This window comes from Mycobacterium hubeiense, assembly GCF_002838065.1.
GTDB lineage: Bacteria > Actinomycetota > Actinomycetes > Mycobacteriales > Mycobacteriaceae > Mycobacterium > Mycobacterium hubeiense.
Map to the genome: position 1 here is coordinate 325,555 of NZ_PIZU01000001.1, position 13,974 is coordinate 339,528.

The window sequence follows — 13,974 nt, forward strand, 5'->3', positions numbered from 1 at the left end:
GGGCGCTAACCCACTGCCAGGCGGGCGATCGCCCCGGTCTCCAAAGCAATCCAGATAGCGCCGTCCGGGCCCACGGTCAGGCCGTGCGGTTCGCATGACGGATCGGGCAACGCGTAGGTGTCGATAGCGCCGGCCGGGCTGATGCGACCGATGCGGCCGCTGGCCCATTCGGTGTACCAGCAGCAACCATCTGAACCCGCGGTGACGGCGTGCGGGCGAGCCGTGCGGTCGGGCAGCGCGAATTCGGTGATCTCCCCGTCGACCGTGATGCGGCCGATCTGGCCCGCGCCGATCTCGGCGAACCACAAAGCACCTTCACAGCAGGCGATGCCGACTGGGCCGGCGTCCTCGGCGGGCACCGCGTACGTTGTGACGGCTCCGTCGGTCGTGATCCGGCCGACGGCGTTGGCTGTGTTCATCGTGAACCACAGGGCGTCGTCGGGGCCGGCGGTGATCATCGACGGGAAGGCTCCGTGCGTCGGCAGCTCGAATTCGGTGACCACGCCGTCGCCATCGAGGCGGCCGATGCGGCCGGCATTCATCTCCGTGAACCACAGCGCGCGGTCCGGTCCGCACGCGATGCCGAAGGGCGATGCATCTGGCGTGGGGACATCGAACATGGTGATCTCGCCGGCAATTGTGATGCGGCCGATGCGGTTTGCCTGTGATTCGGTGAACCACAGCGCACCGTCCGGTCCCGTGGTAATCAAGGACGGACGGCCCGACGGCGTATCAAGCGGGTAGGTACTGTAGTCGCCGCTCACCGTCAGCCGGCCTATCCGGCCTGCATGAATTTCGGTGCACCACAGCGCATTGTCCGGGCCGGCCGTGATGCCGTACGGCGCCGCCCCGATCGGATATGCCGAAATCACTCCTCGTCGAGTGCGGCTGCGACGTCGTCGGGGATGTCCATGTTGGTGTAGACATCCTGCACGTCGTCGCTGTCCTCGAGCGCGTCCACCAGCTTGAGCACCTTACGGGCGCCTTCGAGATCGACGGGCACCGTCACCGACGGCTGGAAGCTGGCCTCGGCCGACTCATAATCGATGCCGGCGTCCTGCAATGCCGTCCGGACTGCGACCAAATCGCCCGGCTCACAAATGATTTCGAAGCTGTCATCGAGATCGTTGATCTCCTCGGCACCCGCTTCGAGCACCGCCGTCAACACGTCGTCCTCGGTCAGCCCGTTCTTCTCCAGCGTCACCACGCCTTTGCGGGAGAACAGGTACGCCACCGAACCCGGGTCGGCCATGCTGCCGCCGTTACGGGTCATCGCCACGCGCACCTCACCGGCGGCACGGTTGCGGTTGTCGGTCAGGCACTCGATCAGCACCGCGACACCGTTGGGCCCGTAACCCTCGTAGGTGATGCTCTGGTAGTCCGCGCCGCCGGCCTCCTCGCCCGCGCCACGCTTGCGGGCCCGCTCGATGTTGTCGTTGGGCACCGAGTTCTTCTTGGCCTTCTGGATGGCGTCATACAGCGTCGGGTTACCTGCTGGATCACCACCGCCGACGCGGGCGGCGACCTCGATGTTCTTGATCAGCCTGGCAAAGTTCTTGCCGCGGCGCGCATCGATGATCGCCTTCTTGTGCTTGGTCGTGGCCCACTTGGAATGGCCGCTCATGCCGTTAGAACTCGCTCTCTAGAAGTCCTGCTAGAAGTCCGACCACCGAGTTTACGTGGACGTTTGCGTGCTACCGATGCGGTACCCACTACGCGCGCACATGCGTGGCAGGCCCAAGTTGTTAGCTAAGCCACACGACTTCCGCATCGAACTTACTCTGAAGTAAGGTGGGATTCGAGCAATAAAGAAGCGCGGATCACCATAGGAAAGGACCGCGACTTATGACCTTTTCACTGGAGCTCTCCCCTGACCTGGTCCATATCCGTGACTGGGTGCACGAGTTCGCCGCAGACGTGATCCGGCCCGCCGCCTCCGAGTGGGACGAACGTGAGGAAACGCCGTGGCCGATCATCCAGGAGGCTTCGAAGGCCGGCATCTACTCGATGGAGTTCTTCGCCGAGCAAAGCGCTGAACCGTCGGGTCTGGGCATGCTCGTCGTGTTCGAGGAAATGTTCTGGGGCGATGCCGGCATCGCCCTGTCGATCCTCGGCACCGGCCTGGCAGCCGCATCGCTGGCCTCCAACGGCACCCCCGAGCAGATGGGCGAATGGCTGCCGCAGATGTTCGGCACCGTCGACGACCCGAAGGTCGCGGCGTTCTGCTCCTCGGAGCCCGGCGCAGGTTCCGACGTCGGCGCGATCCGCACCCGCGCGCGCTACGACGAGGCCACCGACGAGTGGGTGCTCAACGGCACGAAGACCTGGGCGACCAACGGTGGCATCGCCGAGGTGCACGTCGTCGTCGCGTCGGTGTATCCCGAACTCGGTAGTCGCGGTCAGGCGTCGTTCATCATCCCGCCGAACACGCCCGGTTTCAGTCAGGGGCAGAAGTTCCTCAAGCACGGCATCCGGGCGTCACACACCGCCGAGGTGGTGTTGGACGACGTGCGCATCCCGAGCCGGCTGATCATCGGCGGCAAAGAGAAGTTCGAGGAGCGCGTTGCGCGGGCCCGCGAGGGCAAGTCGTCAAAGAGCCACGCCGCGATGACCACCTTCGAACGCACCCGGCCGACCGTCGGCGCGATGGCCGTCGGTGTGGCCCGCGCGGCCTACGAATACGCGTTGGACTACGCCCTGCAGCGTGAGCAGTTCGGCCGCAAGATCGCCGAATTCCAAGCCATCGCATTCAAATTGGCCGACATGAAAGCTCGCATCGACGCCGCGCGGCTGCTGGTGTGGCGCGCCGGGTGGATGGCCCGCAACGGCAGGACGTTCGACAACGCCGAAGGTTCGATGGCCAAGCTCGTGGCCAGCGAGACCGCCGTCTACGTCACCGACGAGGCGATCCAGATCCTCGGCGGCAACGGCTACACCCGCGACTACCCGGTCGAGCGGATGCACCGCGACGCCAAGATCTTCACGATCTTCGAGGGCACCAGCGAGATTCAGCGGCTGGTGATGGGCCGCGCGATCACGGGTCTGCCCATCCGCTAGCGGGCGATTTGGGCGTGAAAACCTTCGCTCAGCGATGGTAATCACGCCGAAATCGCTACAGCATGTCGACGAAGAGCTTGTGGATGCGGCGATCGCCCGTCATCTCCGGGTGAAACGCCGTCGCCAGCATCTTCGCCTGCCGCACCGCCACGATGTGACCGGCCGCCTCCGCGAGCACCTCCACATCGGGGCCGACGCGCTCCACCCACGGCGCCCGGATGAACACCGCATGCACGGGCGAGTCCAGACCTTCGAACGCGATGTCGCCCTCGAACGAATCCACTTGCCGGCCAAAGGCGTTGCGCCGCACCGTCATATCGATGCCCTTCAACGGCACCGCCTGACGTCCGTCTGCACCCGCGTCCAGGATCTCACTCGCCAGCAGAATCATTCCCGCACATGACCCGTAGGCCGGCATGCCCTCGGCCAGCCTGGCCCGCAACGGCTCGAGCAGCTCGAACTCCCGCAGCAGATGACTCATGGTGGTGGACTCCCCGCCGGGAATCACCAGCGCGTCGACGGCCTGCAGCTCGTCGAGCCGGCGCACCGTCGCCGCCGAGGCGCCGGCCTCACGCAGCGCTGCCAGGTGTTCGCGGGTGTCGCCCTGCAGCGCCAGCACGCCGATGCGGGGCGCGCTCATGGTGTGAAGTTGCGCGGGTAGCGGGTCAGGCCCTCCTGCATGACCGCGGCCACCATCTCGCCGTAGCGGTTGAAGATCTTGCCCTGCGTCAACGCCCGCCCGCCGCACGCCGACGGCGACGACTGGTCATAGAGCAGCCACTCGTCGGCGCGGAACGGCCGCATGAACCACATCGCGTGGTCCAGCGACGCCACCTGCAGGTGCTTGCGCTCTTTGGGGTAGTTGACCTGCGCGGAACCGAGCAGTGTCAGGTCGCTCATGTAGGCCAGCGCGCAGATGTGCAGCACGTGGTCGTCGGGCAGCGGGTCGTGGTGGCGGAACCACACTTGCTGCTGCGACGCCTTCCCCGGCGAGCGTTCCAGCATGTCGCGCGGGACGATGCGTACGTCCCATTCCGCGAACTGGGCGAATCCGGCGTCGTCGAACGCTCCGCCGGAGCGGAAGCCCGGCAGGTCGTCGGGCGGCGGGGCGACGGGCATCGCGTCCTGGTGTTCGATGCCACTCTGGTCGGTCTGAAACGACGCCGACATGGAGAAGATCGTTTCGCCGTGCTGGATGGCGCTGACGCGGCGGGTGCAGAACGACCCGCCGTCGCGGATCCGCTCGACGAGATAGACCGAGGGCGCGCGGGCATCGCCGGGTCGCAGGAAGTAGCCGTGCAGTGAGTGCACCTGATACTTCGGGTCGACGGTGCGCACCGCCGACACCAGCGATTGGCCGGCCACATGCCCGCCGAACGTGCGCTGCAGGAAACCGGATTCCGGGCTGAACACCCCGCCGCGGTAGATGTTGACCTCGAGTTGTTCGAGATCAAGGATCTGCTCGATCGCCATGCAGAAGGTCTACCAGCCGCGTTCGGCGAGCCGGTGCGGGGCCGCGATGTCCTCCACGTTGATGCCGACCATCGGTTCGCCCAGCCCGCGCGAGACCTTGGCCAGTACATCGGGGTCGTCGTAGAACGTGGTGGCCTTGACGATCGCCGCCGCCCGCTGCGCGGGGTCGCCGGACTTGAAGATCCCGGAGCCGACGAACACGCCCTCGGCGCCGAGCTGCATCATCATCGCAGCGTCGGCCGGGGTGGCGATGCCACCGGCGGTGAACAGCGTCACCGGCAGCTTGCCGGCCCGCGCCACCTCGGCGACCAGTTCGTACGGCGCCTGCAATTCCTTTGCCGCAACATACAACTCGTCCTCGGACATCGAGGTGAGCCGGCGGATCGCGCCGCCGATCTCGCGCATGTGTGTGGTCGCATTGGAGACGTCGCCGGTGCCCGCCTCGCCCTTGGAGCGAATCATCGCGGCACCTTCGGTGATGCGGCGCAGCGCCTCGCCGAGGTTGGTCGCACCGCAGACGAACGGCACGGTGAACTTCCACTTGTCGATGTGGTGGGTGTAGTCGGCAGGGGTGAGCACCTCGGACTCGTCGATGTAGTCGACGCCGAGGCTCTGCAGGATCTGCGCCTCGACGAAGTGCCCGATGCGTACCTTGGCCATCACCGGGATGGTGACCGCGTTGATTATGCCCTCGATGAGATCAGGATCACTCATCCGCGCGACCCCGCCCTGCGAGCGGATGTCGGCCGGGACACGTTCTAGCGCCATCACCGCGACGGCACCGGCGCCCTCGGCGATGCGGGCCTGCTCGGGGGTGACGACGTCCATGATCACGCCGCCCTTGAGCATCTCGGCCATGCCGCGCTTGACCCGGGCGGTCCCGGTCTGGGCCGCAACCGTCCCCCGAGTCACATCGCCCCTGCCCCCTGGGACGCCGTTCTCCGCCGCGGTTTCCACTGCTATCTCCTCCACATTGCTACTGATCCAGTTTAGTAGCGGCCGCAAATGTGTTAAATCCGCAGCTTCACCGGATCGATTGCAGCTGCCGCTGCGGCGATCCGCCTCGCGCATCGGCCAGCGCGTTGGCCTCGACCAGCAGCTCGCTCAGCTGCAGGGGGTAGACGGTTTCGCCGGCCGCGACCAGCTCGCCGATCATTGTCGCATCGCACCAGCGGTGGCCATGGATGTAGGCCCGCTCCAGCCCGGTGCGGCCCGACGGCGACGGCTCGAACCGACGCGTGCGGTGGATGAAGAACATCTCTTCGCTGCGGATCACCGACGCGTTGAAGTCGATGACGGCGTCGCGGCGCCACACCGGCCCGATCAGCTCGGCCGGCTCGACGCGCAGACCCGTTTCCTCCTCCAACTCGCGAGCGGCGGCCTGGGCCAGCGTCTCACCCTCTTGGACGGCGCCGCCGACGGTGAACCACCACCGCGGCGCCGGGCTGCCGCTGCCGTCCTCGGCCGCTGGGTCGGAGCCACACAGCAATAGCACCGCGCCGTCCTCGTCGAGCAGCACGATGCGCGCGGACACCCGTCTGCTGACTACACTCGACGACGTCTCCGCACGCTCTGCGATCTCGAAATAGCTTGGCAGCGCAGCAGTTCCACCCAGACGGAGCAGGCGCACCGCGGGGCGCTCACGCAGCGCAAGTGTGTCGCGGACGGCGTCGTTGTGGAAGCGACGGGCCAGCAGCACCCGCGCCTCGGCGTCGGCCAACTCGGCGACTAGCGCCAGCGGCAGCGACGCCGGATCGACCAGCGCCAGCGCCGCCGACAGCTCGTTTTCGGCGGCTTCGCGTGCCTGCCGCGGCGCTCGCTCGGCGGCATCGGCCAACGCCGCCAGTCGCTTGCCCTGCGGGCCGCCGCCATAGGCTTCGACGGCCACCGCGCGCGCCACCACCGCCCGGCGGGCCAGCGCGCCGTCGAGCGCCTGCCAGGACAGGTCGTAGCGCACGTGCAGGCGGTCCAGCCGGTTCGCGGTCTGAAACGCCCAGGCACCGACGAGCACGATCACCGCGACCAGCACGATCAGCGCGACGACCACGACCCACGTGATCAACTGATTCCCCTGCCCGCCACGGCCTTGCCGGTCCCCGCGACCTGCACCTTGGTACCCGACCCGGCGACCGTCTCGTAGACCCGCATGATCTGGCCCGCGACGACCGACCAGTCGTAGCGGCGCACGGCTTCGGCGGCGGCCTCGATGTATCCCTTGCGCAGGGCGTCGTCCTCGAGCACCTCGATCAGACCCGCAGCCAGTGCATCCGCATCGTCGACCGGGACCAGCCGCCCCGCCTTGCCGTCACGCAGTACCCGTCGGAATGCATCCAGGTTGCTGGCCACTACGGGCGTGCCGGCCGCCATCGCCTCGACCAGCACGATGCCGAAGCTCTCGCCGCCGGTGTTGGGCGCGCAGTACACGTCGGCGCTGCGCATGGCCGACGCCTTGACTGCGTCGTCGACCTGGCCCAGGAAGCGCAAGTGCTTGGCGAGCTTGCCCGCTTCCTCGCGCAGTTCCTCCTCGTCGCCGCGGCCGACCACGAGGATCTCGACGTCCGGGAAACGCTTCACCAATCGCGGCAGCGCACCGAGTAACACGGCCATGCCCTTGCGGGGTTCGTCGAAGCGGCCCAAAAACAGCACCGACTTACCCGGGCGCGGATAACCCTCCAACCGCGGCGCCGACGAAAACGACGCCACGTCAACGCCGTTGGGAATCTCGACGGCATCGGAGCCGAGCGCTTCCATCTGCCAGCGCCGCGCCAGGTCGGACACGGCGATCCGGCCGACGATCTTCTCGTGCCACGGCCGCAGGATTCCCTGAAACACACTGAGCGTCAACGATTTTGTGGTCGACGTGTGAAAGGTCGCCACAATCGGCCCCTCGGCGACCATCAACGCCAGCATCGACAAGCTGGGCGCATTGGGCTCGTGCAAATGCAGCACGTCGAAACCGCCGTCGGACAACCACTTCTTGACCTTGCGGTGGGTGGCCGGGCCGAACCGCAGTCGCGCCACCGACCCGTTGTACGGAATCGGCACCGCCTTACCGCCGGACACCACATAGTCGGGCAGCTTGACATGCGGTGACGCCGGCGCCAGCACGCTGACGTAGTGGCCACGGGCCCGCATCACCTCAGCGAGTTGCAACACGTGCGACTGCACACCGCCGGGCACGTCGAATGAATACGGGCAGACCATGCCGATGCGCATCAGCCGGCCTCCAACGACGCGCGGCGCTCCTCGGTGAGATCGGCCAGCCACTGCGGCTGCAGCATGTGCCAATCCTCGGGGTGGGCGGCGATGTTGACGGCGAACCGGTCCGCAAGAGCCTGGGTGATGACGCCGACGTCGCCGGAGCTGGTGTCCAGCTCCGGGTACACCCGCATGCCCCAGCCCTGCGGTTCGTACCAGCAGTGCACGGGAAACAGCGCCGCGCCCGTTTCCAGTGCCAGCTTCGCCGGGCCGGCGGGCATCCGGGTGGGCTCGCCGAAGAAGTCGACCTGCACGCCGGTGCGGGTCAGGTCACGCTCGGCCATCAGGCAGACGATGCCGTTGTCCCGCAGGCGGTCACACAGGATCTCGAACGGCGGCCGCTCGCCACCGGAATGCGGTATCACCTCGAAGCCCAGGCTTTCCCGGTAGGCGATGAAGCGGTTGTACAGCGACTCGGGTTTGAGGCGTTCGGCGACGGTGGTGAACCTGCCGTGGTTCTGCACCAGCCACACGCCCGCCATGTCCCAATTGCCGCTGTGCGGCAACGCCAGCACCGCCCCGCGGCCGGCGTCCAGCGCCGCCCAGACGCGTTCGATGTCGAGCACCGACAGTTCGCGGCCCAGCGCTTGGTGGTCCATGGTCGGCAGCCGGAACGCCTCGCGCCAATACCGGGCGTAGGAGGCCAGCGACGCGCGAATGAGCGCGCCGGGCACCTGTTTTGGTTCGACGCCGACGACTCGGGCCAGATTCTTGCGCAGTTGTTCCGGCCCGCCGTTGCGTGACGCGTAAAGTGCGCCGGCATCGAATGCGTTGCGCGCCAAGAACTCCGGCATCGCCCGGACCAGTCGCCACCCCGCCGCGTAGCCGAGGTCGGTGAAATGGCCTGCTACCGACGGGATGGCGGTCATGATCCGTCCGCCTCGGGTTTGTCGCTGTCCGGAGCCGCCTGGCCGGCGACGTCCTGCGAGGGAGCGGGCTCCAGCGGTTCCATCGCACCGGGTGATGTGCGCACCGTGTGCAATCGTTGCGCGCAGGTGATCACGCTGGCCACCGCGAGCACCCACATCGCCACGTGCAGCGTCCACGGCAACGGGAAGAACGGCAGGTCGGCCAACCCCGCCCCGACCAGCACGATGATCAGCCGTTCCGGTCGCTCGATGAAGCCGCCGTCGCCGCGCAGCCCGCTGGCCTCGGCGCGGGCCTTGATGTACGAAATCACTTGCGAGGTAACCAGACAGATCAGCGTGGCGACCACCAGCGGCGCGTTGTCCAACCCGAAGGCCGCCCACCAGGCCAGCCCAGCGAACACCGCCCCGTCGGCGATCCGGTCGCAGGTGGCGTCCAGGACTGCCCCGAAGCGGGAGCCGCCCCCGCGTTCGCGGGCCATCGCCCCGTCGAGCATGTCGGCGAGCACGAAAATCCAGACAGCGACGGCGCCCCACCACAACTGCCCGATCGGGAACAGCGTCAGCGCGGCGACCACGGTGCCGGCGGTGCCCAGGATCGTGATGCTGTCAGGCGTAAAACCCGCCCGCAGTGCGGCTTTCGCGACCGGCCGGGACAGCTTGGTGTAGGCCGCCCGGGTCATCAGGTAGAAGTTGCTCACGGCTGTCTGGCCCACTCCGTCGCGAGCAACGCACGGGTGTCGCGCAGCAACTGCGGGATCACCTTGGAGTTGCCGATGATGGTGATGAAGTTGGCGTCGCCGCCCCACCGCGGCACCACATGCATGTGCAGATGTTCGGCCAACGAGCCACCCGCCGAGGTACCCAGATTGAGCCCGACGTTGAACCCGTGCGGCCGTGAGACGTTCTTGATCACGCGGATCGCCTTCTGCGTGAACGCCATCAGCTCCGCGCTCTCGGCCTCGGTCAGGTCTTCGAGTTCGGACACCCGCCGATACGGCACCACCATCAGATGGCCGGGGTTGTACGGGTACAGGTTGAGCACCGCATATACCAGCTTCCCGCGCGCGACCACCAGGCCGTCCTCGTCGGGAAGCGTCGGGATGTCGGTGAACGGTTGCGACGACTCGGCGTCACGCCGTAGCGGCGCCTCGGCCAGGTAGTTCATCCGATACGGCGTCCACAACCGCTGCAGATGGTCGGGCTCCCCGACTCCCCGATCGACGATCGTCTCGTCGTTGCCGGTCACTTCGACGTACCCACCTTGAGCAGTTCGGCGGTGGGAGCGGCGTTTTCGCGGGCCGCGATCCAATCGGCGATGGCGTTGACGGCCTCCTCGCGAGGCACCCCGTTGAGTTGCGTGCGGTCGCCGAACCGGAACGAAACCGCTCCCGCTTCAATGTCCTTGTCCCCGGCCAGCAGCATGAACGGCACCTTCTGGTTGGTGTGGTGCACGATCTTCTTGGCCATCCGGTCATCGCTGGTGTCCACCTCGGCGCGGATGCCACGCGACTTCAGTTGCTCGGCAAGCTCATCCAGGTATGCGATATGGCTTTCGGCCACCGGAATGCCGACCACCTGCACCGGCGCCAGCCACGCCGGGAACGCACCCGCGTAGTGCTCGGTGAGGATGCCGAAGAACCGCTCGATCGACCCGAACAGCGCGCGGTGGATCATCACCGGCCGCTGGCGGCTGCCGTCGGCGGCGGTGTACTCCAGCTCGAAGCGCTCCGGAAAGTTGAAGTCCAACTGGATGGTCGACATCTGCCAGCTGCGCCCCAGCGCGTCTTTGACCTGCACCGAGATCTTCGGTCCATAGAAGGCCGCGCCGCCCGGGTCGGGCACCAGCTCCAGACCGGACGCCGCGCCCACCTCGGCCAGCACGTCGGTGGCTTCCTCCCAGAGTTCGTCGGAGCCGACGAACTTGTCCGGGTCCTTGGTGGACAGCTCCAGGTAGAACTCGGTCAGGCCGTAGTCGCCGAGCAATTCGAGGATGAAGCGCAGCAGCGAGGTCAACTCGTCGCGCATCTGGTCACGGGTGCAGTAGATGTGCGCGTCGTCCATCGTCAGTCCGCGTACCCGGGTCAGGCCGTGCACCACACCGGAGAGTTCGTAGCGATAGACCGTGCCGAATTCGAAGAGCCGCAACGGAAGTTCCCGGTATGACCGCCCGCGAGACCGGAAGATCAGGCAGTGCATCGGGCAGTTCATCGGCTTGAGGTAGTAATCCTGCCCCGGCTTGCGCACCGTGCCGTCGTCGTTGTACTCGGCGTCGAGGTGCATCGGCGGGAACATCCCGTCGGCGTACCAGTCGAGGTGCCCCGAAATCTGGAACAGCTGGGCCTTCGTGATGTGCGGACTGTTGACGAACTCGTATCCGGCCTCGATGTGTTTGCGTCGCGAGTAGTCCTCGAGCTCGCGCCGGATGATGCCGCCCTTGGGATGGAAAACCGCCAAGCCCGAACCGATTTCGTCGGGGAAGCTGAACAGATCCAGCTCCGCACCGAGCTTGCGGTGGTCGCGGCGCTGAGCCTCCTCGATCAGCTCCAGGTGCCGCTCGAGCGCCTCCTGCGACTCCCAGGCGGTGCCGTAGATGCGCTGCAGGCTCGCGTTGTTCTGGTCACCGCGCCAATAGGCGGCCGAGCTGCGGGTGAGCTTGAACGCCGGGATGTGCTTGGTGGTCGGGATGTGCGGCCCGCGGCACAGGTCACTCCATTCCCGTTCGCGGCTACGGGGATTGAGGTTGTCGTAGGCGGTGAGTTCGTCACCGCCGACCTCCATCACCTCGGGGTCACCCGACTTGTCATCGACGAGCTCCAGCTTGTACGGCTCGTTGGCGAGTTCTTCGCGCGCTTGGTCTTTGGACTCATAGACCCGCCGCGAAAACAGCTGACCTTCCTTGACGATCTGGCGCATACGCTTTTCCAGCGCCTCGAGATCCTCGGGGGTGAACGCCCGCGGCACGTCGAAGTCGTAATAGAAACCGTCGGTGATGGGCGGCCCGATGCCCAGCTTGGCCTCCGGGAAGAGATCCTGCACGGCCTGAGCGAGCACGTGCGCCGCCGAATGCCGGATCACGCTGCGGCCCTCTTCGGTGTTGGCGGCGACGGGCGTCACCTCGACGTCGGTGTCCGGCGTCCACGACAGGTCCCGCAGGCGGCCCTCGGCGTCGCGCACAACGACAACGGCGTCGGGCGCCCCGCGGCCCGGCAGCCCGGCCTCGCGCACCGCCGCCGCGGCGGTGGTCCCGGCAGGCACCCGGATCGGGGCTGCTGGGTCGGTGCGTGCGGCGGCGGTCATCAGTGACACTCCATGTGGTCGGGGGTTTTTACGGACGCGACCATGCTATCGGTGCGGGTGGTTACGACCCCAAGCCGATGGGGCTGTTCAGCAGCTCGTATTCGATTCCGAACAGCTCGGCCATCCAGTCCAGCGCGCCGAGCAGCCACAGGGTCGCCAGCACCACCAGCGCCGTGAACAGCCCGCCCAGCACCTGGACGAACGCGTGCTGACGGTGGAACCACTCCATCGCTTTGTCGTAGCGCTCGCGGGCGTACGCCAACAGCTTGCGGGCCCAGGCGAACTCGGTGGCCAGGATGCCGAGCCCGATGAACACGATCGCCCAGCCCGGCCCCGGATACGGGATGGCGAGGATGCCGACGCCCAGCACCGCCAGCCCGATCACGCCGACGACGATGCGGTAGACGAATTCGGCGCGCCGCCGCTCGCGGAGCCGGTCGCGCCAGCGGGCCCAGCGGCGTCGCATCACCGAGCGCTTCTCGGTCGCCTCTTCCTGCGTCATGGCTGCCCCGGCAGAAGCTTGACGAACAGCGCCTCGGACTCGGCCAGCACCGTGTCGCCGTCAGACAACCGGCTCGCGACGTAGATCTTGCGGCCGTCAATGCGCTCGATACCGGCGTCCACCTGCAGCTCGCATTCGATCGGCACGATCTTGCGGAAGTTCACTTCCAGACGCGCGGTGCGCTGCGCCCGGCTGCCGGAGAGTTTGTAGGCGGTGTAGCCCAGCACCGTGTCGAACAGCAACCCGACGGCGCCACCGTGCACGGCGCCGTTGCGGCCGAGGTGATAGCGGCGGAACTGGGCGTGTCCGGCGACGCGGCCGTCGTCGGTAGGCGCGAGATGCATCGGCACCTGCAGGATGTTGCCTCGGTTGGGCAGGTCCATGCGCCTACCGGACGGTGAATTCCACTCGTCGGCGTCGTAAGGCGCGAGCAAATCCGACACCGCCTCGATCAGGTCGGCGGCCCGGGTGATGACCTCGTCGGGGGCGTCCGCCGCGCGGGCGTGGTCCTGCAGGGTGCGGACCGCGTCGATGAACCGACCGTAGTCCGGTCCGCCCCGCGTGGTGGGAACCGGCGGATTGAATCCGCCGCCGGGGTGCGCCGCTAGGGAATCGGTGGTGGCCACGTCCTCACCGTATTGCGTGGCCGGTCACCCCGCCGAACCGGCGTTGCTGAGCGTCTCGAATTCGTCGTCGGACAGCTCGATCTCGGCGGCGGCGACGTTCTCCTCCAGATGGGCGACGCGGGAGGTACCGGGGATGGGCAGCATCGCCGGCGAACGTTTCAACAACCAGGCGAGGGCCAGCTGCGACGGGGTGGCGTCGTGGTCGGCGGCGATGCGCTGCAGCGGCCCGTCGGGGGCGGCCAGCGGACCCGCGGCCAGCGGGAACCACGGGATGAACGCAATGCCCTCGTCGGTGGCCTTGTCCAGCAGCGACTCGGCGGTTCGGGCGGTGAGGTTGTACATGTTCTGCACCGACACGATGGTCGCCGTCTGCTGCGCGGCCTCGAGTTGCTCGACGGTCACCTCGGACAGGCCGATGTGGCGGATCTTGCCTTCGGACTGCAGCGCCGCCAGCTCGCCGACCTGGTCTTCGAGCGGGAACTTGGTGTCGATGCGGTGCAGCTGGAACAGGTCGATGCAGTCCACGCCGAGGCGGCGCAGGCTCATCTCGCACTCCTGACGCAGGTAGGGGGGAAAGCCCAGCACCGGCCACTGGTCAGGTCCGGTGCGCAGCAGCCCGGCCTTGGTCGCGATGACCAGACCATCGGGATAGGGGTGCAGCGCCTCACGGATCAACTCCTCGGAGATGTACGGGCCGTAGGAGTCGGCGGTGTCGATGAAGTTGACGCCGAGTTCGACGGCTCGGCGGAGCACACGCAGGCATTCGTCGCGGTCGGCGGGCGGGCCCCAGGTGCCCTTCCCGGTCAGGCGCATCGCGCCGAAACCGAGCCGGTTCACCGTCAGATCGCCGCCGAGAGTGAAAGTTTGCATCGTCACGACACCGACCGTACGC

Annotated in this window: 15 protein-coding genes; 1 reads left to right on the forward strand and 14 read right to left on the reverse strand. The window is 67.3% G+C overall.

What is annotated here, in order from left to right; all coding sequences use genetic code 11:
* Positions 1 to 5 precede the first annotated feature (5 nt).
* On the reverse strand, positions 6 to 872 hold the full coding sequence (locus CWS39_RS01530) for a Vgb family protein (protein ID WP_102141123.1): 867 nt from the start codon (positions 870 to 872) through the stop codon (positions 6 to 8).
* Complete coding sequence (locus tag CWS39_RS01535; protein ID WP_102141124.1) at positions 869 to 1,624, reverse strand: YebC/PmpR family DNA-binding transcriptional regulator; 756 nt, start codon at positions 1,622 to 1,624, stop codon at positions 869 to 871. Before CWS39_RS01535 ends, CWS39_RS01530 begins: the two co-directional genes overlap by 4 nt.
* 221 nt (positions 1,625 to 1,845) lie before the next feature.
* On the opposite strand from CWS39_RS01535, the gene CWS39_RS01540 reads away from it, so the two are divergent.
* Positions 1,846 to 3,057: an acyl-CoA dehydrogenase family protein gene (locus CWS39_RS01540; RefSeq protein ID WP_102141125.1), complete on the forward strand. Its 1,212-nt coding sequence runs from the start codon at positions 1,846 to 1,848 to the stop codon at positions 3,055 to 3,057.
* A 55-nt stretch (positions 3,058 to 3,112) separates the two neighbouring features.
* Here CWS39_RS01540 and pdxT read toward each other — a convergent pair whose 3' ends face one another.
* From pdxT to CWS39_RS01600, 12 genes are all read right to left on the reverse strand, one after another.
* Entirely contained in the window at positions 3,113 to 3,697 is a 585-nt protein-coding gene (gene pdxT / locus CWS39_RS01545; RefSeq protein ID WP_102141126.1) for a pyridoxal 5'-phosphate synthase glutaminase subunit PdxT, read from the reverse strand.
* On the reverse strand, positions 3,694 to 4,530 hold the full coding sequence (gene tesB, locus CWS39_RS01550) for an acyl-CoA thioesterase II (RefSeq protein ID WP_102141127.1): 837 nt from the start codon (positions 4,528 to 4,530) through the stop codon (positions 3,694 to 3,696). Before tesB ends, pdxT begins: the two co-directional genes overlap by 4 nt.
* 9 nt (positions 4,531 to 4,539) lie before the next feature.
* Positions 4,540 to 5,442 carry a pyridoxal 5'-phosphate synthase lyase subunit PdxS gene (gene pdxS, locus CWS39_RS01555; RefSeq protein ID WP_102141128.1) on the reverse strand — a complete coding sequence of 301 codons (903 nt, stop codon included), beginning with the start codon at positions 5,440 to 5,442 and terminating at the stop codon, positions 4,540 to 4,542.
* Positions 5,443 to 5,554: 112 nt separating this feature from the next.
* Complete coding sequence (locus CWS39_RS01560) at positions 5,555 to 6,592, reverse strand: NUDIX hydrolase (RefSeq protein ID WP_102141129.1); 1,038 nt, start codon at positions 6,590 to 6,592, stop codon at positions 5,555 to 5,557.
* A complete protein-coding gene (locus tag CWS39_RS01565) occupies positions 6,589 to 7,746 on the reverse strand; it encodes a glycosyltransferase family 4 protein (RefSeq protein ID WP_102141130.1) in 1,158 nt (385 codons plus the stop codon). The genes CWS39_RS01560 and CWS39_RS01565 overlap by 4 nt, the downstream gene beginning before the upstream one ends.
* On the reverse strand, positions 7,746 to 8,657 hold the full coding sequence (locus CWS39_RS01570; protein WP_102141131.1) for a phosphatidylinositol mannoside acyltransferase: 912 nt from the start codon (positions 8,655 to 8,657) through the stop codon (positions 7,746 to 7,748). Before CWS39_RS01570 ends, CWS39_RS01565 begins: the two co-directional genes overlap by 1 nt.
* The gene (gene pgsA, locus CWS39_RS01575) at positions 8,654 to 9,337 is read right to left on the reverse strand and encodes a phosphatidylinositol phosphate synthase (protein WP_199177915.1); all 684 of its coding nucleotides are present in this window, start codon (positions 9,335 to 9,337) and stop codon (positions 8,654 to 8,656) included. The genes CWS39_RS01570 and pgsA overlap by 4 nt, the downstream gene beginning before the upstream one ends.
* A gap of 14 nt (positions 9,338 to 9,351) precedes the next feature.
* Positions 9,352 to 9,903: an ATP adenylyltransferase gene (locus tag CWS39_RS01580; protein ID WP_102141132.1), complete on the reverse strand. Its 552-nt coding sequence runs from the start codon at positions 9,901 to 9,903 to the stop codon at positions 9,352 to 9,354.
* Positions 9,900 to 11,954: a threonine--tRNA ligase gene (gene thrS / locus CWS39_RS01585; RefSeq protein ID WP_102141133.1), complete on the reverse strand. Its 2,055-nt coding sequence runs from the start codon at positions 11,952 to 11,954 to the stop codon at positions 9,900 to 9,902. The genes CWS39_RS01580 and thrS overlap by 4 nt, the downstream gene beginning before the upstream one ends.
* A 61-nt stretch (positions 11,955 to 12,015) precedes the next feature.
* Positions 12,016 to 12,456 (reverse strand): TIGR02611 family protein, encoded by a 441-nt coding sequence (locus CWS39_RS01590; protein WP_102141134.1) that lies wholly within the window; start codon positions 12,454 to 12,456, stop codon positions 12,016 to 12,018.
* Positions 12,453 to 13,082: a PaaI family thioesterase gene (locus CWS39_RS01595; RefSeq protein WP_102141135.1), complete on the reverse strand. Its 630-nt coding sequence runs from the start codon at positions 13,080 to 13,082 to the stop codon at positions 12,453 to 12,455. Before CWS39_RS01595 ends, CWS39_RS01590 begins: the two co-directional genes overlap by 4 nt.
* A 24-nt stretch (positions 13,083 to 13,106) precedes the next feature.
* Positions 13,107 to 13,952: an aldo/keto reductase gene (locus CWS39_RS01600; protein ID WP_102141181.1), complete on the reverse strand. Its 846-nt coding sequence runs from the start codon at positions 13,950 to 13,952 to the stop codon at positions 13,107 to 13,109.
* Positions 13,953 to 13,974 lie beyond the last annotated feature (22 nt).